We start from the raw sequence: 21401 nt of genomic DNA on the forward strand, positions 1-21401 counted from the left end.
ATTCGACGCCATCGTCTTGGTATTATGGTATGTCTGAAAAACGGATTGTACTTTTGTCGATCCCCATGCACGAAAGCAGAAAGCACAGTCATGGGAATAAGTTTTTCAAAAGGCTCTACAGAAGCCGCATACTCTTATTGGTTATCGTTGCAGGAAGTTGAGAACGAATTCCCATGGAAAAATATTTGTTGTTCACATCAATAATAATGACGTATAAATAATCGAGGTCGCCTGTTCTCATTAAAATAGCGATTTAACAGATATTCCAAAGCAATATCTACAAATCGGTTTTACGACCCCAATAAAATCCGCTTTAAAAAAAATCACCTCTAAAGAGGTGATAACAAAACCATTACAAAACACGCAGCAAAGAAAAATAAAACTCCTGTTAGCGTTTTCCTATTCGAGGCGCTTGCTTCTCCCAGGTAATTTCATCTCTTAAATAAATGGGAATAGCATCGTAAGCCGACACAGTCTCCCCTTTTTCAAAAGCAGCAATGGCCAGTTGGGCAATACAGGCTGCTCGTGGTGCAACCTCCACTAACACCTGTTCCGGTTTAGCAGGCAACAACCCAGTAAGTATTTCATCGTATCGCCAACCCGACCCGACCCCTTGGTAGGGTAACGAAAGTGTTTCTAGCCTTTGTGGCTGAATCACACGCTCATCGAGCAAGGTCTTCACGCTGTATTGCTCTGTTGCCTTATTCCCCCCCGTCACTTTGTCAACAAAGTATCCTGCAACATAGATCTCGCCCATACGAGCATCCAGTGCTGACAACCAATAATGCAATCCGGTTTTCTGAAAACCTTCTAATGCTTGAGCCGCCAACGTCGAGACAGGAATAACAGGCAAATCCGCCCCATAAGCCAACCCTTGCACGATACCGGCACTGATACGAAGCCCAGTAAAAGATCCTGGCCCCCGCCCAAAAGCAATGGCATCCAAATTCTGTAACGCCACACCGGCTTGCTGCAAGATTTGTTCTACCATAGGTAGAATCAAATCATTATGCTGACGTGGTGCCATACGAAAGTCTTCCAGCACCACTCCATCTATATTCAATGCAACAGAACAAGCTGAGGTTGATGTATCTAACGCTAAAATTGCCGCCATTGAATCATGATGCCTTTAAAGAGCTCAGCAAGCTTTGCTTAATGTCGTTCAAGTCACCAATACCATTGACTTTGACAAATTGTGGTGCATTCTCAGGATCTTCTTTCAACCATTGTTGATAATACCCAATCAGTGGTGCTGTTTGCTCATGATACACCCCTAAGCGTTTGCGCACCGTTTCCTCTGTGTCATCAACACGCTGAATGAGATCTTCACCGGTTACGTCATCTTTACCTTCCACTTTCGGTGGGTTGTAAATCACATGATAGGTACGACCTGAGCTTTCATGTACTCGACGACCGCTCATACGTTTCACAATTTCTTCATCGGCAACGTCAATTTCCACCACATAATCAATGTGAACACCCGCCTCTTTTAGGGCATCAGCCTGTGGAATCGTACGAGGAAAGCCATCAAACAAGGCACCGTTAACACAGTCTTCTTGTGTTAGGCGCTCTTTAACAAGCCCAATAATAATATCATCGGAAACCAATTGACCTGCATCCATGACCGCTTTCGCTTTTAAACCCAACTCTGTTCCGGCCTTGACCGCTGCACGCAACATATCACCCGTTGAAATTTGTGGAATACCAAACTCTTCAGTAATGAATTGAGCCTGAGTCCCTTTACCAGCGCCTGGGGCACCTAATAATATTACTCGCATAACACGTCTCCAAAAGTCACTCTATAAACTGGAAAGCAACCATCTGCCACATGAAAAAACACGCACAAAAAAGGCGCAAAAAAAGCAACAAAAAACAGATGACTTGCGTTGTAAAAATTTGAATGGTCGCCTAGCATACCCAAGCAAGCCTTCAAGATGCAAATTTACTGTCTTATTTTCGCTATTTTCGCGCCTATATCGAATGTTTTTTAATCAAATACTGATTTAGCCCGTATTTTGCATACCACTAGCAATCCCAGCCATCGTAATCATTAACGCCTTATTCACCTCTGGATTATCTGGGTTTTTACGGCTTCTATACAGCAACTCCGCCTGTAAATAATGCAAAGGATCAATGTAAGGATTGCGAACATCAACCGACTGGCGAATGGTTTTATTGTCTTCAATCAGTCGGTCTTGTTGTTTCAATTCTTTGACCAACTCACTCACCTGTAATAACTTGCTACGCAATAAACGACCTAGCCCTTTAAGCTCTTCGTCCACAAGACGCTTCTCATAGTACTCAGCAATATCTGGCTCAGCCTTGGCCAATACCATATCAAGCATATCCAAATAAGCACCAAAGAATGGCCATTTTTTATGCATTTCCTGTAGTTTATCTAAGTTACCCGACTCGATGGCTTGCTCTAACGCACTCTCAGCCCCTAGCCATGCTGGCAACATGAGACGAATTTGCATCCACGCGAAAATCCAGGGAATAGCTCGCAAGCTCTCAACTCCACCATCAGAGCGACGACGCGCAGGCCGAGACCCTAAAGGCAGCTTAGCCAACTCTTGCTCAGGGGTTGTCGCTCTAAAATACGCCACAAAATCCTCATGGCCGCGTACAATAGAACGATATTGGTTCATACCGACTTCGGCCATCTCATCCATAATGGCCCGCCATTCTTCTTTTGGTGCAGAAGAAGGCGTCAAAGTCGACTCCAATACAGCAGAGCAATACAGCTCCAATGAGCGTACCGCGATATCAGGGATACCGAACTTAAAACGAATCATCTCCCCTTGTTCTGTGACACGAATGGAACCATTTACTGAGCCAGGAGGTTGGGACAAAATGGCTACGTGAGCGGGACCACCACCACGACCAACGGTACCACCACGACCATGAAACAAGGTTAAATGCACGCCATGGCGTTTGCACAACCCTGTTAAGGCCTCTTGAGCCCGATATTGCCCCCATGTTGCCGCAATTTGCCCCGCATCTTTGGCCGAGTCAGAATACCCAATCATGACTTCTTGATGCCCGTTGATATAAGCCTTGTACCACGGAATGCTAAAGAGTTGCTCAATGATTGGCTCAGCATTATCGAGATCCGCTAAGGTTTCAAACAACGGTACAATGCGCATGGGGAAACTCACACCCGACTCTTTTAGCATTAAAGCCACCGCCAACACATCCGACGGCGCACTGGCCATGGAGATCACATAGGAACCAAATGAACTGGCCTCCCCTCTGGCTATCATGGCAAAGGTATCCAATACCTCTTTAACCTCTGGCGTCGGCGACCAATCTAAAGGCAACAAAGGACGCTTAGAATTCAGTTCTGTTAACAAAAACGCCTGACGGGAAGCTTCATCCCACTCGGCATAATCTCCTACCCCATAAAAGCGGGTAATCGCTGATAAGGCTTCAATATGGCGCGAGGCATCTTGACGCACATCCAGCTTCACTAGGGTTAAGCCAAACGTGGCAGCACAGCGAATCAAGTCTAACAGAGCACCATTCGCGATGACTTTCATGCCGCAATCGATAAGAGACTGGTAGCATAGAGTCAGACCGTCCATCAACGCCTGACTGTTCAGCATAATATTCTCAGTGCTCTCCGGCCGACCATCCAAGCGTGCTTGAGCCCACTCTTTAGTCGCGATCATACTTTGCTCTAAACGGCGCAATACTTCTCGGTAAGGCTGTGGACTGTCCCCCACACGCTCACGTAATGCCGCGTTACACTGAGTCATCGAAAACTCAGAACGCAAAACATTCAAATCTTTAATATATAAGTCAGCGGCCATCCAACGAGCCAGCAGTGTGACTTCTTCGGTAATTTTGTGGGTGACATTAGGGTTGCCATCTCGATCTCCCCCCATCCAAGTCGCAAAGCGAATGGGCGCTAAGTTCAGAGGCAAATGCTCCATATCGGAATACTGACGGTACTGCTTGTCTAATTGACGGAAAAATCCAGGTACCGCTTCCCATAAGGATTGCTCTATGACCGCAAAGCCCCATTTTGCCTCATCAACTGGCGTGGGACGGTGCTCCCGAATTTCATCGGTATGCCATGCCTGGGTAATGATTTCTTTAAGACGGCGAATGTGTTTCGCTTCTTCTAAAGGAAGAATATTATCTTTATCTAATGCTTCAAGTTCCGTTGAAATATTGTCGTATTTCCGGATAAGAGAACGACGAACGACTTCTGTTGGGTGAGCAGTGAGTACTAACTCAATTGATTGTCCTTGCAGGGCGTTAAGCATTTGCTCTGATGAAAACCCTTCCTTTGACAAACGTCCCAGTAAATCCCCTACCGGATTTTGGTAAATGCCAAGGCTTTCGTTAGTACGACGACGATGAACTCGATGATATTGCTCAGCAATATTCGACAGATTCAAAAACTGATTGAAAGCACGGGCCACTGGCACTATGTCTTTTTCATCCAACGCCTCCAGCGCTTCAATCAGGGCAGCTGAGTCCCCTGAGTGACGACCATCTTTTGATAACTGACGGACGTTTTCGACCGTTTGTAAAAAATCCTCTCCCAAGTGATTGCTCATGGTTTCCCCTAAACAATCTCCTAGTAATCTCACATTTTCACGTAATGATGCTTGACGGTCACTCACTTCACCCCTCCTTTCAAACAAAAGACGCAACAAGATGTCTGCGTCTTTTGGCTTCAATAGTTATCATTATTGTTAAACGAGAGCTTACAACCCTTCTCGTTTCGATTGCTCCCATAAGACATCTAATTCCCCAAGAGAACAATCCGTTAAGCGTTTTCCACTTTCTGATACTAACGTTTCTATACGAGCAAAGCGACGGCGAAATTTTACATTGGTACGATTTAAAGCCACATCAGGTGCCACTTTCAGATGACGAGCCAGATTACTCATGGCAAACAAAACATCGCCCATTTCCGCTTCGATGTGCGCTTGCTCTGCTTGTTGAATGGCTTCTTCCAATTCAGCTAGCTCTTCCCGTATCTTGGCAAAGACAGGTGCCGTATCCGGCCAATCAAAGCCCACTTTAGCGGCTTTTTTCTGCAGTTTCTCAGCTTGCATCAAGGCAGGCATGGAGACAGGAACCCCATCTAATAGACTCTCTTCTGCGTAGGAACGATCTTTGTGGGCATGGTCGTCAAGGGCCTCAGCTTGAGAGCGTTGATTTTTCAGCCGTTTTTCTTCTGCTTTGATACGCTCCCACTGACCTTGTAACGCTTCTTGCGACACCGGAGGAGCCTCTCCAAAACGCGCTAAATCCCCATCAGGAAAAATATGAGGATGGCGGCGCAGCATCTTATTGACGATTTCATTAACCACGTCATCAAAGTCAAAACGCTGCTCTTCTTTGCCTATTTGTGCATAAAACACCACTTGGAAGAGCAAGTCCCCTAGCTCCTCCTTCAAATGCTCGTAATCACGACGCTCAATCGCGTCCAACACTTCGTAAGCTTCTTCCAATGTATAAGGCGCAATCGTCTGATAGGTCTGCTTTTTATCCCAATCACAGCCATGTTCTTTATCCCGCAAACAGGCCATGAGTGTTAATAAGCGCTCCATAGGCGTCATAATGGGTCCTAACTCACTCAAAAGTCTTTTTCCCTAAATACGTTTAGCACATTGGGTAGCTGATCAATACGATGCAGCAACTTACTCAACACGCCTAACTCCCCCACCTCAATGGTGAAACGAATAACCGCCGTATGACTTTCTTTTGTTGACAATGTGTTCATGGATAACAAATTGACTTTTTCATTCGCCAAAAGAGCAGTGATATCGTTGAGCAAACCAGTTCGATCATAAGCTTCTACCTGAATGTTTACAGGATAGAGGTTATCCACTTCTTCTCCCCAACTAACCTCCACCATACGCTCAGGCTCTTCACCACTCATCTGAATGATGTTCGTGCAATCTTGTTTGTGAATAGATACGCCCCGACCTTGTGTTATGTAGCCGACAATCTCATCCCCAGGTACAGGCGAACAACACTTCGCCATCTGCGTCAGCAACTTACCAACACCCAGAATATGCACATCATTATCAGAGGTTTTATGACGGCTTTTCTTCAGTCTCACAGGTCGCACGGTAGACGACGCATTACCATCCAAACTCATCAAGCCATCAATCGCATGAAGCACTCGGGATAACTGGATATCGCCAGCTCCTAAAGCCACGTAGATTTCATCGGCATTAGAAAAGTTAAAGCGAGAAGACAACTTCATTAAGTCAAGACGACTTTCATCCACACCGAGTCGCTTAATCTGTTTATCAAGAATCAGTTTCCCTGCTTCTAAGTTTTTCTCGCGATCTTCTTTTCGAAACCAATTTTGGATTTTCGCTCTAGCACGATTGGTTTTTACATAACCAAACGTTGGATGCAACCAATCTCGGCTAGGAGAACCTTCTTTAGAGGTAAGAATCTCAACTTTATCGCCGGTTTTAAGATGGGTAACCAAAGAGGCTATTTTGCCGTTTATTTTGGCGCCACGGCACCGATGACCAATTTCTGTATGGACACGGTAGGCAAAATCGACCGGAGTGGCATTAATTGGCAAATCCACAACGTGCCCATCAGGGGTGAACACATAAATACGATCTTGCTCAATTTCACTGCGAATTTGCTCTGATAAAGATTCAAAATCATCTTGTACTTCATGGAAGTCCAAAATCGTTCTTAACCATTGAAGCTTTTCTTCATAGCTTGTGCTGTTGGAGCTTAAATCCGTCCCCTTGTACTTCCAGTGAGCACACACGCCCAGTTCGGCATCTTCATGCATGGTTTTGGTACGAATCTGAATTTCTAATGCTCTGCCCTGTGGACCAATAACCGCCGTATGCAAAGACTGATAACCATTACTTTTCGGATTACTAATATAGTCATCGAACTCTTGAGGGATGGGCTTCCATAAATTATGCACCACCCCTAGAACCCCGTAACACTCCATGGTTTCATCCACCAAAATACGGACGGCCCGCACATCGTATACCTCATCAAAGCCGATGTTTTTGCGCTTCATTTTGCGCCAGATACTGTAAATATGTTTCGCACGGCCCATTAAATCCGCGTGAATATTAATACCTTCTAAACGCTTGCGCAGTATGGCGATCACGTCATCTATGTATTGTTGGCGATCAAGACGCTTTTCATCCAACCAAGTTGCAATACGCTTGTACTCCAGCGGATAAAGATAACGAAACGATAAATCTTCTAACTCCCATTTAATATGCCCAATTCCCAGACGGTGAGCTAACGGGGCATAAACACTTTGTACTTCTAGGGCAACGGCAACGCGACGCGCTTCATCTTGGTGCTTGGCTTCCTTGATGGCGCAGGCTCGTTCTGCCAGCTTGATCAACACCACACGCACGTCATCAATGATCGACACCAGCATCTTACGCAGTGACTCCAACTGGTTTTCACTGCTTCCTAATACTTCAGCTGCGGTATCAGCGGTTAGGTTTTTCGACACCTCACCCATGCGCACCACACCTTCAATGATAGAGGCGACTTTACGCCCAAACATATCGACCACGCGGGAAATAGGCAGCTGATCTTCTCGAACCACACGGTACAAAGCCGCCGCAACAAGTGAGTCCTGATCGGCACGAAAGCTGGATAATATCTCAACCATCTCAAGCCCTGCTCGAAAGGTGCTCGCTTGCGGCCCCCAGTAAGAAGGGCGAGGAGACTGAAACTCAGCTTTACGAGCCAACTCACACGCCATACGTAACGGCACTCTTGAACCGTCATCAACCGTATTGGCAAACTGCGCCATCCATAGATCAATATCAACCGTTCCGTCTGCTGAAATCGGGTGATCTTTTCTTACTGTTACCATTGCCTTACCCTTAAAATTACTTCTTTTGCAGTAACATCATAGTCTCTACATGTGAGGTTTGAGGAAACATATCCATCAAGCCTGTACGTAAAACACGATATCCTTTCGTGACTAAATATTCAGCATCTCTTGCCAAGGTAGAAGCATTGCAAGAAACGTACAAGATTTGCTTAGGATGCATATTAATTATTGTCTCCAAAAACTCAAACGCCCCCGCACGAGGCGGATCTAACAATACTTTCGTAAATGACATATTGGCAAGCTCTTGATTCGCTGGCTTGGTTAAATCTGCGGCGATAAAGCATGCATTATCAAGATGATTAGCGGACGCATTCTCCCTCGCCATCATCACCATCTCTTCTTGAAGCTCAACCCCTACTACCTGTTTTGCGCGCTTAGCCAAAGGCAAAGAAAAGTTGCCGACACCACAAAACAAGTCCAATACGGTATCTTGCTCACAAGGTGCTAACCAAGCCATGGCCTGCGCAACCATTTTTTCATTCATGGCGGCATTGACTTGAATAAAGTCTTGGGGGTGGTAGTGGAGCTTTAAACCATCAAGCTGATAAAAACGTCGAGCTGAGCCATCAACCAAAGCCCTTTTCATCTCAGGTGGTTGCCAGTAGAGCGCCACTTTCTGCTGTTGAGCCCATGACTCCCACTGCGCTTTGAGGGAATTATCCAGAACTTGAATCAAACGAAAAGTGACCGCAAGACCTTTACTGTCTTCTAATAACTCAATATGCCCTAACTTTTCGGCTAAAGTGTCACCACTAAGCGATGTTTTGAGCGATTTGAAAACCGCTTGCAAAGGTGTGGTCAGCACCAAGCAGCGATCAATTGATACGATGTCGTTAGAGGATTTTCCACGAAAACCTAACTGTACCCTTTGTTTTTTGACCTGAACCGATAAACGGGCACGTCGACGATACGCTATCGGCTGATCCGCTAGCACGGACAAGGTCTCATCAGAGGCAATCACTTTACGAATCTGCCCCTTTAACCAATCGTACTTCGCATCTAGTTGCTTTTCTTGAGCTAAATGCTGAAAGCTGCATCCGCCGCATTGAAAAAAATGCGGGCAGGCTGGAGCTACCCGATCCTGACTCTGGTGAATAACTTGATTCAGAGATGCCTCATCAAAACGACGACCCGTCTTGCTGACTTGCGCTTCTACCGTCTCACCCGGTAATGCACCCGCAATAAAGGTGACTTTACCCTGTCGGCGAGCTACCCCCTTTGCATCATGTGTCAGTCCCTCAATTTCAAAGACCTGGATAGGACCAAGTGACGGGGGACTAGATGGGCGTCGCGTTGGATTTCTTCTTCTCAAGGGTACGTCTCTTCAACAGGATAAATAAAAGTATGCCCTATTCTAACGCATATTGCCCCAATACCCTATTCTTGCAGGCATAGGTTCACTGATCGAATACCCCAGTGGACAAATAACGATCACCACGGTCACACACAATCGCGACAATCACCGCGTTATTAAGAACTCTAGACAACTCTAACGCCGCATAAACAGATCCGCCAGATGACACACCGGCAAAGATACCTTCTTCTTTCGCCAAGCGCCGCATGGTTACTTCCGCATGGTTCTGCTCGACATCCACCACACGATCAACTCGCGATTCATCAAAGATAGTCGGCAAATACTCTTTCGGCCAACGGCGAATACCAGGAATACTGTCCCCATCAGAAGGCTGTAAGCCAACAATTTCAATATTGGGGTTTTGCTCTTTAAGATAGCGAGAGACCCCCATAATGGTACCCGTTGTCCCCATTGAGCTAACGAAATGGGTGACAGTACCTTGTGTTTGCTGCCAAATTTCAGGTCCTGTTGTTAGATAGTGCGCATTAGGGTTATCTTGATTACCAAACTGATTGAGCACTTTACCAAGCCCTTTCGCTTGCATTTCCATCGCCAGATCCCGCGCCCGCTCCATACCTTCTGCTTTGGTCACCAAATGTAAGACAGCGCCGTAGGCAGTCATGGCCGATTTACGCTCCTGACTCATATTGTCTGGCATGATAAGGTGCATTTTATAACCTTTTATCGCCGCCGCCATTGCCAAGGCAATACCCGTATTGCCACTGGTCGCCTCAATCAAGCTATCACCTGGTGCGATCTCACCACGTAATTCTGCTTGTAAAATCATATTTAACGCAGGACGGTCCTTAACCGACCCCGCTGGATTCTGTCCTTCAAGCTTCAATAACACCGTGTTGCTTGGGTTTGGGTTGATTCTTTGCAATCGCACTAAAGGCGTTTGCCCAACAATAGACTCTATACTAGGATATTCAATCATAAAAACTTCATTGACATTAATGATGTGGGAAAAGAAACTTAACGTTATAACGCATTAAAAAACACTTCATTAAAAGAATAAAATAAGAAAGCGTTATAAACTTAGCTCACACTCTCTTTTCTGGAGCGACTAATGACGAACAATGCCCTAAAATCAGGCGCTTTAATGCTGGCCATCACCTTACTAGCAGGTTGCGATTTATTTGAGAGCGACATGGATAAGTTATCAGATGACACACTCCGAGCCAAATGGAAAGAATGTCAAAGCATCAAAGACATCTCTCGACTCAAAGCCACAGCCTGTAGTAACTACGAGAAACAGTGCAAAAAACGCAAAAAGGCAGGAACACTTGCTTGCTACTAGTCAGCTTGCTTACTACTAGCCACAAAAATAGCAAGGAAAAACGGATCATGACAATATGAAGCCACTGGGAAAGATCAAAACACTTTCGCCAAGTAAGACTCTCTTTTGGGTTATTTTTACGCCCCCACTTATCCTCTCACTGGCCGCCGCGTGCTTTTTATTTTTTTCCCGAACAAGTGATTTAGAGCAACAACTGGAAAACAAAGCCCTGATCATTTCAGATTTATTAGTCTCTACCAGTCAGTTGGCCTCTAACCACGCCCCTCTATCGCCTCAGCTATTACAAAATGCCTTAAGCTACGGTGATGTCCACAATATTCAGATTTTTAACAGCAAATACCGTGTTGTTGCTGAAACGGGAGCGGAACCCTACTTGCCATCTCCCACCTTAACAGAACAAACGGTCAATGAGCAGAAAGACAATGCCATTATTCGCATCACCCCTATTTACCATATGCCCCCTAAGCAAGTTGATGACATCAGCGGCCAACCAGATTTCACCAACTTGCGTACTCCGAACCATTTAATTGGCTGGGTCAAAGTAGAAATAAGCAAAGACAAGCTTGCTATACAAACCTATCAGCTCATTAGTCTTTTGGCGCTATTCTTCGCGTTTTTTAATGGCATCACGGCTTACATCGCTTGGCAAGCATCCCATTACCTAGCTCGCCCATCGGAAATTATTACTGGGGCAATCAACAACCTCGTCAAAGGGCAATTCGCGTCTGCCAAATCCCTTAAACTCTCCCCTCAATTTAGCTTACTGGAAAAAGGCATTAGAGATTTAGCCGAGCGCTTAGAAAGCCACAAGGAAGAGCTTAATGCCGGCATAGAACAATCTACTGAGGACCTGCGTAGCAATTTGGATAGCCTCGAAGAAAAAAGCGCCCAACTTCATATTGCCAATAAAGAGGCCATGGAGTCCAATCGCCTTAAATCGCAATTTTTAGCCAATATTAGCCACGAGGTTCGCACCCCTCTCAACGCCATCTTGGGCTATACCAAAATACTGCAAAAGAATCTGGTCGACGACCAGCAAAAGATCTACATAGACACCATTGAGCAGTCGACGAATAGTCTACTAGCTATCATTGGTGACATTCTTGATTTTTCAAAAATTGAAGCAGGCAAACTCAGTTTAGATCATGGTGATGTCAACCTAAGAGAATTAGTCGATGATGTGTATCAAATTCTGAGTGCCAGCCTGCTAACCAGTGAAAAACAAATAGACCTCGTGCCGGAATTTTCAGAAGACGTGCCACAATGGGTCACTGGTGACGCAGTACGCATCAGACAAATCCTTAACAACTTAATCGGTAATGCCATCAAATTCACCCACAAAGGCTCCATTCGAACCAAAGTCACACTGGTTAAACAAGCCAGCGACCAACTATTACTCTCCTTTAAAGTGATCGACACAGGTATCGGCATCCCTGAAAACAAACTAAATCGCCTATTCAAGCCCTTCTCTCAAGTCGATAACAGCACAACACGCCAATTTGGTGGCACAGGGTTGGGTCTTGTGATCACCAAAAAACTCGTTGAGCAAATGGACGGTAATATCGATGTCTACAGCGATCAAAAAAATGGCTCTACTTTTTACTTTACATTAAATCTCCAACCCTCTGAAAAGCCAGCCCAAACACCGGAAAAGCTGCATAAACAGTTTATTCTGCTTGAACCAAGCCATCTCTATCGCCTTTATCTTACCCACTACCTAAAAAGTATCGGTGTGAAGTGCACCGCTTGCTCAACCTTAGAACAAGTCATCGCCAAATTAGGTCAACAGGACGCCGACATTGACGGCCTTTTAATCAGCATCACCCCGTCTGACAAAAGCGCTAACGAGGCTCACGAGCTGATCAGCTACGCCAGTTTACAATTCCAGATACCCAGTATTTTGATGATCCAACCACCTGGACAAACAAGCCACTACCCCGCTCTCAAAGCCATTTGTAGTAGCACATTGCTCAAACCAATCAGCCATAAGCACTTATACCAGGCGCTAAAAACCATATCGTTACCAATGAAAATCGATACGGCCACACCTTTGTTGCCCAAACAACAATCCCACGTTGCGGCGTATCAAGCACAAATAGAGTCACAACAACCAATAGCCCCTCAAGAGCAGCAAACACATGGTTTGAAAGTGCTTGCTGTAGACGACACTCCCATTAACTTGCAGCTTATGTCACATTGGCTAGCCCCTAACGGCATCGAAGTCACCTTGGCATACAGTGGACAACAAGCCATCAATATTGCCAAAGAGAATACGTTTGACCTGATTCTCATGGACATTCAGATGCCAGAAATGGATGGGATTGAAACAACAAAACAACTACGCACTCTTGAGGCATACCAAGACATTCCCATCATTGCCGTCACGGCCCACGCTCTCGGTATAGAGCAAGAAAAAATGCTGCTTAGTGGCATTAATGCCTATCTCACAAAGCCCATCGATGAAAATATCTTATTAAACACCATCGTAAAATGGTGCTCTAAAAAAGGGAATTACCAAGAACAACTCAATAGCGAGATAGCCAATGCCTTTGATGTGAACAAAGCGTTAGATATTGTGAATCATAAAGCCGACGTTGCTAAAGAAATGTTTGATATGCTGGCAGACACCCTAGAAGACGAGAAACGCCTTATCAAGCATCACTTCGAGCATCAGGATCTTGAAAAATTAATCCATGTTGTACATCGTATCCATGGTGCATCCAAATATACGGGCACCATTAATATGACACGACACGCAGGCTATTTAGAAACGCACTTAAAAGAGTTGGGATTTGAAGAAGTTGAAGGTGTGCTAGAGGACTTCCTTGATGCCATCGATCAAGTCATTAATGCCAGACCTTGGATCAAATGGCCTCAAGAATAACAAAAGCTTGGGCATAGGCCTTTTCGTCAGTCAAACTCAAATGCCAGCTTATAGGATGATCAAAACGCGCCGCTATTTCATCATCAACCCACAACGTAGGCTGACCTGATGGCAAATTGCGTACAGAAAAATGCTGGAAGCTCACACCACGACCAATCCCCGTGCCAAGCGCTTTCACTGCCGCCTCTTTTGCAGCAAAGCGCTTAGCAACAAAGGCGTTTCCATTGTCTACATTGCTAATCGACGCCCACTGCGCTTTTTCTTCGGAGGTTAAAATACGATCAATAAACCGCTCTCCTAAGCGCTCAATTGACTTTGCCATCCGCGCAATATCCACTAAATCAGTACCTATTCCAACAATCACTTCCAACCCCTATCTGTATAAAAATCTCTATATGGCACGAAAGATGGGCACACCTAAAAGGCGCTCACCTTGAAAAGGCTGCTTTGGCAGTAAACGCCGAGCCGTAACAGGTTTGCCGTTTAATAAACTGTCCAACCAAGCCCTGTGCAGCTCTTTCGCTAAACTCAGTACCTGCTTATCCGACCAATGGCCGGCATGATAATCCAGCGCAACTTTTCCCTCAACAAACAACAGTGGCGTTAGTTTTGGAATCTCTCCAAAATAGGGACGTAAACCAAATTTTTCATGAAACTGGTACAGTTGCTTGGGGTCAAGCCGTTCCCCACGGCCTGTAGACGACAAGTTAATCGCCGACCCCAACTCACTAAACAGACCCACTTCAAAACGCCGCAGCAAAGGGGCTATCGCCACCCCCGAATGCAAGTTTTCAATCAGCCACTGATAGAGGTAATACACATCCGACAAAGGTAAGTTCAAAGGCAGTAGCTTGGCCAGAATCTCATGGACATATAAAGCGGCATACAAAGGCATGCCCTCTAACGACCTTTGTCGTTGCAAGCTTTCCATACTTTTTAAGGTCTTAAGCTCACCTCGTCCGGTTAACTCGACTTCAAAGCACAAAAAAGGCCCAGGTATAACCCGAGCCTCTTTTTTTGGTAAACGCCATACGCCACGTACTAATCCCTGCTCAAGACTCAACAAATCCACCAGAATTTTACTGTCTTGAAAAGGACGTGTATGAATAACATACGCACTGGCGCGCATTCTATTTACTCTTCTTAATCATCCAAACTATTCTTCTTGGTATCCCAAGCTCGCCAAAGCACGCTCGTCATCGGACCAGCCAGAACGAATTTTGACCCATAGATTCAACATCACTTTATGTTGAAATAAGTTTTCCATGTCAATACGGGCTTCTTTACCAATCAGTTTAATTTTCTCACCACGCTCACCAATAATGATGCGCTTTTGCCCGTTTCTCTCGACCAAAATTAATGCACTGATGTGTATTGCCGTTTCTTCATAGACAAACTCTTCAATCTGCACCGCCACTTCATAAGGCACTTCCTGTCCCAATTGGCGGGTAATTTTCTCACGCACTATTTCGGCCGCCAAAAAACGCGAGCTGCGGTTGGTAATTTGGTCTTCTGGATAAAACGCGACACCTTCTGGGATATAGCTTTCCACCAACCGCTCAAGGCGATCCAAATTATCGTTGCGCAATGCGGAAATCGGTACCACTTGCGCAAATTCCATGCGTTCAGATAAGTTTGCTAAGCGAGGTAAAATCGTTTCCTTTTCTTTAACTTGATCCACCTTATTGACCACGAGAACCACAGGACAACGAGCATACTTGACTTTTTGCAGCACGGATTCGTCTTCTTCGGTCCAACGATCAACATCCACCACAAACAAAATCACATCCACATCTTTCAAAGCAGCGGAAGCCGTTTTGTTCATAAAACGGTTGATCGCTTTGGTCTCACCAAGATGCAACCCAGGCGTATCCACATAAATTGCCTGAATATGCCCTTCTGTTTTTACCCCCAAAATCTGGTCACGGGTTGTTTGAGGCTTACGAGAAGTAATCGATAATTTTTGCCCTAGAATGTGATTCAGTAAGGTTGATTTACCAACATTCGGACGACCAACAATCGCGACATAACCACAGTGGGTGATCTCAACGTCAGACATTATTTTTGCTCCAGTAATTTAAGAGCAGCGGCCGCCGCATTTTGTTCGGCAATACGACGACTGTTACCTACGCCTTCTATCGGTTTATCGCAAAGCTCAACAAGACAATGTACATGAAACGTTTGATCGTGGGGCTCTCCCAAAATCTCGACGACTTCATAGTGCGGCAATGCATGTTTGCGGGCTTGTAAAAATTCCTGCAGACGCGTTTTGGCATCTTTAGTGACCACTTTAAGAGAGGTCGCATCCAGTCTATCTTTGTACCAAGCTAGTATATGTTGGCGAGAAACATCCATCCCCGCATCAAGATACATACCACCGATAATCCCTTCTACCGCATCGGCTAAGATAGAATCACGACGAAACCCGCCGCTTTTCAGCTCCCCGGCTCCCAGCTTTAAAAAGTCGCCAAGCTGAAATTCGCGAGCTAACTCCGCTAAGGTGTCGCCTTTTACCAAGGAGGCTCTTAGTCGACTTAACTCGCCTTCCTTCGCCTTTGGAAAGCGATGGAACAACTCTTCAGCGATGACATAATTTAAAATGGAGTCACCCAAAAATTCAAGGCGCTCATTGTTTTTACCACCAAAACTGCGGTGTGTTAGCGCCAATTCAAGCAATCCAAGGTCGGCGAAAAAATACCCTATTCGCCGACACAACTTCTGATACAGTGAACTCAAAATCTCTCCAGCATTATTTAATAAAACCGTTATATTCAAAACTTGGAAGACTGAAAAACTTATTCCAATACAGCCATACATAGAAAGCACGACCTTTTAGGTCAGACTCTGGTACAAAGCCCCACACTCGACTATCAGAGCTGTTATCACGGTTATCCCCCATCACGAAATAGTGGCCTTTTGGCACAACATAATTGCCTTGGAGTGGGTCCGGATAATGGTTGTTATAAATATAATGAACCGTACCGTCTAAATCTTCTTTATACAAACTCACCGCCTCTTGGTTTTGATCCGGTGATGGCGGTAAATTCGCAATAAACTGTTTGCTTACCTGCTTGCCATTGATCTTAAGAATTTTATTGTGATAGCTAATATGATCGCCAGGTAAGCCCACTACCCGTTTAATATAATTGATACTCGGATCACGTGGGTATTTAAAGACAATCACATCGCCACGCTTTGGCTCCGTTGTTTTGATCAATGTGGTGTTGAGTATGGGCAAGCGAATACCGTAATCAAACTTATTCACCAGTATAAAATCACCTATTTTCAATGTTGGCAACATTGAACCAGACGGAATCTGAAAGGGCTCTACCACAAAAGATCGCACGAAAAAAATGACCGCAATGATGCCAAAATACGACTTCACTTCTAATACATACTTTGGTGTATTCGCTAATCGCTCTTTTTCCGCTTTACTCAGTGCTGAGCGAGCCTCTTCTGGCATATCAGCCAATAACCGTTTGCGTTTTGGTGCAAAAACCAGTCGATCATACAACCAAAACGCCCCGGTAATTAAAAAAGCCAAGGTCAGTATCAACTCAAAATTAAAACTCATACATCTGTCTCCATTACGGCGCACACGTCAAGTGGGCCAAATCTAGGTTCATGCTGCGCTTAGCTATCTATTTGCAATGCAGCAAGGAAAGCGGATTGTGGAACTTCCACATTGCCAACCTGCTTCATGCGTTTTTTACCTTCTTTTTGTTTCTGTAACAGTTTCTTCTTACGACTTACATCGCCACCGTAACACTTGGCAATCACGTTTTTACGCAAAGCTTTTACGGTTGTACGAGAAATGACTTTAGCACCGACGGCCCCTTGAATCGCCACATCAAACATCTGACGCGGGATCAAATCTTTCATTTTTTCACACAAAGCACGACCTTTATATTGCACATTGTCTTTATGCATGATCAACGCCAAGGCATCTACTCGTTCGCCATTGATCAAAATATCTAAACGACACAATGGAGCGGGAGCAAAATGCGAAAAACTGTAATCCAGCGACGCAAATCCACGGCTACAAGATTTCAGCTTATCAAAGAAATCCATCACCACCTCATTCATTGGTAATTCATAACGCAATTGCACCTGCTTGCCAGCAAACTGCATATCTTTTTGAACACCGCGCTTTTCCACACATAAGGTAATCACACTACCCAGGTATTCTTGTGGCACTAAAATATTGGCTTCTACAATCGGTTCACGCATTTCCTTGATGGAACCTGGATCTGGCATTTTAGAAGGACTATCAACATTAATGACCTCACCATTTGCCAATTCGACTTCAAAAATAACCGTCGGTGCGGTCGTAATTAAATCAAGGTCGTATTCACGCTCTAAACGTTCTTGGATAATTTCCATGTGTAGCATCCCCAAGAAGCCACAGCGGAAACCAAAACCTAATGCATCGGAGCTTTCAGGCTCAAAGAAAAGCGAGGCATCGTTGAGGGTTAATTTATCCAAAGCCACGCGAAAATCTTCATAATCGTCAGCACTGACAGGGAACAGGCCGGCATAGACCTGAGGTTTCACCTTTTGGAAACCTGCTAATTGGGCAACATCTGGTGTCGCTGCATGGGTAATAGTATCCCCTACTGGTGCACCGTGAATGTCTTTGATCCCAGCAACAACAAAACCCACTTCGCCCGCTTTTAGAATATCGGTTTCTTTACGCTTCGGTGTAAAAATACCGGCCATATCCACAAGATGCGCTTGCTTAGTCGATTTAATAAAAATCTTATCTTTTTTGCGCAAAGTACCTTGTTTAATTCGCACTAAAGACACGACACCTAAGTAATTATCGAACCAAGAATCAATAATGAGCGCTTGCAATGGCGCATCCACATCCCCTTCCGGTGGTGGAACCGTCGCGACTAATCGCTCTAATACTTCCTCAACCCCCATTCCCGTTTTGGCAGAACAGGTTACGGCATTCATGGCATCGATACCGATGATCTCTTCAATCTCGGCACACACACGCTCTGGTTCAGCTTGAGGCAAATCGATTTTGTTCAATACAGGCATAACCTCAAGGCCTTGATCAATCGCGGTGTAACAGTTTGCCACGGATTGAGCTTCCACACCCTGAGCCGCATCCACCACCAAAAGTGCACCTTCACAGGCGGCTAGAGAACGAGATACTTCGTAAGAAAAATCCACGTGCCCTGGTGTATCGATGAAGTTCAGTTGATAGGTTTGGCCATCTTTGGCATGGTAATCCAAGGTCACACTTTGCGCCTTGATGGTAATGCCACGCTCACGTTCAATGTCCATAGAGTCAAGAACCTGCGCCGACATTTCACGCTCACTCAACCCTTCACAGATTTGGATAAAACGGTCTGCTAAGGTCGACTTTCCATGATCAATATGGGCAATAATACTGAAATTGCGTATGTGCTTAAGATTTTTTGAAGACACTATTTACTCACACTTTAAAAGCGATATTTGGTTGAATACGACGTTCTTTTATTCGAGATTGCTGTCTTTTTGGCCGTTTATTGTCATAACAAAAAACGACGTGATGGGAAATCACCACAACAAAATACGAACCATTCTGCATTCGGATCGGAAATTGGCGAGCATTCTACCGAAAATCAACCAAGGACTCCATTTATTTAAATGAACAAACAGACAAAGTCATCACAAACGACACAGTAAAAATCAGGGTAAAACGATGCCCCGTTGTTTTAAGACACGTTCAACCGTATCCACTGTGGCTTGTGTATGAGCATCAATTTCTAAATTCACTTTATCGCCCGCAACAAGCTTACCAAAGGTGGTTAAGCGTAGTGTTTCTGGAATCAGCGACACTTCAATCCAATCATCACCGATACCACTGATGGTCAAACTAGCACCATTGAGGCCAACATAGCCTTTATCAAACAAGTAACGTCGCGCATCCACTTCATCCTGACGATCAATAGCAAAACGAATATGAACACTTTCGTTAATCTGCTCTACTCGGGATACGGTCACCGTGGTCATGATATGCCCAGACATGACATGCCCGCCCACTTCGTCTCCCATTTTGGCGGCACGTTCAAAGTTGACCTCATCGCCATCATTCAACAAACCGATATTGGTTAATTTGAGAGTGGTATCAATAACATCAAAAGATAATATATCTTGTTTGATCTCAGAAACCGTTAAGCAGACACCATTGATCGCAACACTTGCGCCCATTTGCTGATCTAACATAGTGCCCATCGGAAACTCTATTGCCAGTTTTTTATTACGGCCATCTGCTTTAAGAGATTTAACAGCCGCAACACCTTGAACAATTCCTGTAAACATAAGAAGCCTTTGACTACCTTTATCATTGATCAGAACCTATACAATACGGGCAACTTATGCTCAACTGGAGAAGAATTAATCACCTCCACACAAAGCACCGCCAACTCTACCTTCGCAAGAGTTATCATAGATTCACTAATAGGGTTATCCACAGCATGCGGGGATAACAAATCGTAACATTTATTGCCCTGAGTTATGTGTCTAAAATCCCACTTTTCAAGCAACTTTATTCTGCAAGCAATATAAGGAACGACTCATTTGCTTTCGTGTTTAGCCCAACCATGTGACGAAAAAGCCGCTTTGGCGAGCGGCTCAATCTATCTAATATGCTAATAAAACTAAGAGGACTTAGTTATTCAACGCCTCAATCATATCTTGAGTCACTAAAGTAATACCGTCAGAATTACGATAAAAACGTGCAGAATCTGCGGCAGGATCTTCCCCAATGATGGTCCCTTCAGGAATGCGACAGTCCGAATCCACTACCACACGATGTAAACGACTATGACGACCAATATCACAACGGGGCAGGATCACAGATTTATTCACATGTGAGTATGAATTCACTCGAACGTTATTGAAAAGAATCGACTGTTCGACCGTTGAGCCCGACACAATACAACCAGCAGACACCACCGAGTTAAGCGCAGTACCGATGCGTTCTTCATAGTTATAGTTAAACTTCGCAGCAGGACGCTGATACTGTGCGGTGCGAATGGGCCAGCTTTCATCGTATAAATCCAACTCAGGTACGAGCTTAGTCAAGTCCATATTAGACTCCCAATAAGCTGTCAACGTCCCTACATCTCGCCAATAAGGCTTTTGTGGATAACTTTCGTTTGGAATAACACTATGGGAAAAGTGGTGGGCTTTTATTTTGGAGCGGCCAACAAAGATCGGAATAAGGTCTTTACCAAAATCATGGCTGGAGTCGTCATCCTTTGCATCAGAGCGTAAATTTTCACATAAGAACTTGGTGTTAAAAATGTAGATCCCCATACTCGCCAGAGCAACATTGGGGTTACCCGGCATGGTTGGTGGATGGGTCGGTTTTTCCTCAAAAGCAATAATATTATCGTCCTCATCCACATGCATAATGCCAAATTGATCGGCCTCTTGGATGGGCACTTCAATACACGCCACGCTCACATCAGCACCGCTTTCAATGTGCTCTTTTAGCATCAAGCTGTAATCTTGTTTATACACATGATCGCCCGCTAGAATGAGCATGTACTCACTGTCCAAACCATTAATCATGGCTAAATTCTGATACACAGCATCGGCAGTACCACGATACCAATCCCCACCCGTTTGTTGCTGAGCAGGCCAAAGCTCAATAAACTCATTGAAGTCTGAACGTAAAAAGTTCCAGCCTCGCTGTACATGTTGATTCAAAGTATGAGAACGATATTGAGTCAGCACGGCAATTCGACGCATACCCGAATTGATGCAATTAGAGAGTGGAAAATCAATGATTTTGTACTTACCAGCAATAGGCACAGCAGGCTTCGCACGATTGTCAGTTAATTGTTTTAGCCTTGAGCCACGCCCGCCCGCTAAAATAATTGCCAGGGTTTTCATACATGCAGTGTTTAAATCCATATTTCACCCTTTAAATATTATCTGCTAACTCTACATTAATTTTTATTTAGGTATACTCTTGAGACTGTGCTAAATC

The 21401-nt window shown here is 44.8% G+C and carries 17 protein-coding genes; 2 read left to right on the plus strand and 15 right to left on the minus strand.

The genetic code is table 11. The features are described 5' to 3' along the window. Positions 1-388: 388 nt before the first annotated feature. The 7 genes from tsaB to cysM all read right to left on the minus strand — a co-directional run bounded on the left by tsaB (position 389) and on the right by cysM (position 10161). Positions 389-1114, minus strand: coding sequence for a tRNA (adenosine(37)-N6)-threonylcarbamoyltransferase complex dimerization subunit type 1 TsaB (gene tsaB / locus AC0VYG_RS17630; RefSeq protein ID WP_475429225.1), 726 nt, complete (start codon positions 1112-1114; stop codon positions 389-391). A 4-nt stretch (positions 1115-1118) separates the two neighbouring features. After that, the gene (gene adk / locus AC0VYG_RS17635; protein WP_475429226.1) at positions 1119-1778 is read right to left on the minus strand and encodes an adenylate kinase; all 660 of its coding nucleotides are present in this window, start codon (positions 1776-1778) and stop codon (positions 1119-1121) included. 225 nt (positions 1779-2003) lie between these two features. Further along, positions 2004-4634 (minus strand): phosphoenolpyruvate carboxylase, encoded by a 2631-nt coding sequence (gene ppc, locus AC0VYG_RS17640; RefSeq protein ID WP_475429227.1) that lies wholly within the window; start codon positions 4632-4634, stop codon positions 2004-2006. An 84-nt stretch (positions 4635-4718) separates the two neighbouring features. After that, entirely contained in the window at positions 4719-5600 is an 882-nt protein-coding gene (gene mazG / locus AC0VYG_RS17645; RefSeq protein ID WP_475429228.1) for a nucleoside triphosphate pyrophosphohydrolase, read from the minus strand. Beyond that, a complete protein-coding gene (gene relA / locus AC0VYG_RS17650; RefSeq protein WP_475429229.1) occupies positions 5597-7849 on the minus strand; it encodes a GTP diphosphokinase in 2253 nt (750 codons plus the stop codon). The genes mazG and relA overlap by 4 nt, the downstream gene beginning before the upstream one ends. A 16-nt stretch (positions 7850-7865) precedes the next feature. Then, positions 7866-9182 (minus strand): 23S rRNA (uracil(1939)-C(5))-methyltransferase RlmD, encoded by a 1317-nt coding sequence (gene rlmD / locus AC0VYG_RS17655; protein ID WP_475429230.1) that lies wholly within the window; start codon positions 9180-9182, stop codon positions 7866-7868. Between the two features lie 85 nt (positions 9183-9267). Further along, on the minus strand, positions 9268-10161 hold the full coding sequence (gene cysM / locus AC0VYG_RS17660; protein ID WP_475429231.1) for a cysteine synthase CysM: 894 nt from the start codon (positions 10159-10161) through the stop codon (positions 9268-9270). Between the two features lie 132 nt (positions 10162-10293). Here cysM and AC0VYG_RS17665 point away from each other — a divergent pair, with 132 nt between their 5' ends. Continuing rightward, on the plus strand, positions 10294-10524 hold the full coding sequence (locus AC0VYG_RS17665) for a hypothetical protein (protein ID WP_475429232.1): 231 nt from the start codon (positions 10294-10296) through the stop codon (positions 10522-10524). 55 nt (positions 10525-10579) lie between these two features. Beyond that, positions 10580-13408: an ATP-binding protein gene (locus tag AC0VYG_RS17670; RefSeq protein WP_475429233.1), complete on the plus strand. Its 2829-nt coding sequence runs from the start codon at positions 10580-10582 to the stop codon at positions 13406-13408. On the opposite strand, the gene acpS is transcribed toward AC0VYG_RS17670, so the two are convergent. The 8 genes from acpS to glgC form a co-directional block, all read right to left on the minus strand. Then, positions 13389-13772 (minus strand): holo-ACP synthase, encoded by a 384-nt coding sequence (gene acpS / locus AC0VYG_RS17675; protein ID WP_475429234.1) that lies wholly within the window; start codon positions 13770-13772, stop codon positions 13389-13391. The genes AC0VYG_RS17670 and acpS overlap by 20 nt on opposite strands. A gap of 27 nt (positions 13773-13799) precedes the next feature. Further along, a complete protein-coding gene (gene recO, locus AC0VYG_RS17680; RefSeq protein WP_475429235.1) occupies positions 13800-14537 on the minus strand; it encodes a DNA repair protein RecO in 738 nt (245 codons plus the stop codon). A gap of 27 nt (positions 14538-14564) precedes the next feature. Continuing rightward, entirely contained in the window at positions 14565-15467 is a 903-nt protein-coding gene (gene era / locus AC0VYG_RS17685) for a GTPase Era (protein ID WP_475429236.1), read from the minus strand. Then, the gene (gene rnc, locus AC0VYG_RS17690) at positions 15467-16144 is read right to left on the minus strand and encodes a ribonuclease III (protein ID WP_475429237.1); all 678 of its coding nucleotides are present in this window, start codon (positions 16142-16144) and stop codon (positions 15467-15469) included. The genes era and rnc overlap by 1 nt, the downstream gene beginning before the upstream one ends. A gap of 13 nt (positions 16145-16157) precedes the next feature. Then, entirely contained in the window at positions 16158-16982 is an 825-nt protein-coding gene (lepB, locus tag AC0VYG_RS17695; protein ID WP_475429238.1) for a signal peptidase I, read from the minus strand. Positions 16983-17041: 59 nt separating this feature from the next. Further along, positions 17042-18847 carry a translation elongation factor 4 gene (gene lepA / locus AC0VYG_RS17700; RefSeq protein ID WP_475429239.1) on the minus strand — a complete coding sequence of 602 codons (1806 nt, stop codon included), beginning with the start codon at positions 18845-18847 and terminating at the stop codon, positions 17042-17044. Between the two features lie 243 nt (positions 18848-19090). Next, a complete protein-coding gene (locus AC0VYG_RS17705) occupies positions 19091-19723 on the minus strand; it encodes a riboflavin synthase subunit alpha (RefSeq protein WP_475429240.1) in 633 nt (210 codons plus the stop codon). A gap of 348 nt (positions 19724-20071) precedes the next feature. Continuing rightward, positions 20072-21325, minus strand: coding sequence for a glucose-1-phosphate adenylyltransferase (gene glgC / locus AC0VYG_RS17710; protein ID WP_475429241.1), 1254 nt, complete (start codon positions 21323-21325; stop codon positions 20072-20074). Positions 21326-21401: the final 76 nt, after the last annotated feature.

The organism is Marinomonas sp. 63XJN7_7_ISO-PGPR-S23-202 (genome assembly GCF_056173505.1).

What these genes read in the sequence shown, in the direction of transcription:
- AC0VYG_RS17705 (WP_475429240.1), bottom strand. Translation starts at nt 19,723, where the DNA reads ATGTTTACAGGAATTGTTCAAGGTGTTGCGGCTGTTAAATCTCTTAAA.
- AC0VYG_RS17665 (WP_475429232.1), top strand. Translation starts at nt 10,294, where the DNA reads ATGACGAACAATGCCCTAAAATCAGGCGCTTTAATGCTGGCCATCACC.
- recO (WP_475429235.1), bottom strand. Translation starts at nt 14,537, where the DNA reads ATGCGCGCCAGTGCGTATGTTATTCATACACGTCCTTTTCAAGACAGT.
- relA (WP_475429229.1), bottom strand. Translation starts at nt 7,849, where the DNA reads ATGGTAACAGTAAGAAAAGATCACCCGATTTCAGCAGACGGAACGGTT.
- tsaB (WP_475429225.1), bottom strand. Translation starts at nt 1,114, where the DNA reads ATGGCGGCAATTTTAGCGTTAGATACATCAACCTCAGCTTGTTCTGTT.
- lepB (WP_475429238.1), bottom strand. Translation starts at nt 16,982, where the DNA reads ATGAGTTTTAATTTTGAGTTGATACTGACCTTGGCTTTTTTAATTACC.
- adk (WP_475429226.1), bottom strand. Translation starts at nt 1,778, where the DNA reads ATGCGAGTAATATTATTAGGTGCCCCAGGCGCTGGTAAAGGGACTCAG.
- glgC (WP_475429241.1), bottom strand. Translation starts at nt 21,325, where the DNA reads ATGGATTTAAACACTGCATGTATGAAAACCCTGGCAATTATTTTAGCG.
- AC0VYG_RS17670 (WP_475429233.1), top strand. Translation starts at nt 10,580, where the DNA reads ATGAAGCCACTGGGAAAGATCAAAACACTTTCGCCAAGTAAGACTCTC.
- cysM (WP_475429231.1), bottom strand. Translation starts at nt 10,161, where the DNA reads ATGATTGAATATCCTAGTATAGAGTCTATTGTTGGGCAAACGCCTTTA.
- era (WP_475429236.1), bottom strand. Translation starts at nt 15,467, where the DNA reads ATGTCTGACGTTGAGATCACCCACTGTGGTTATGTCGCGATTGTTGGT.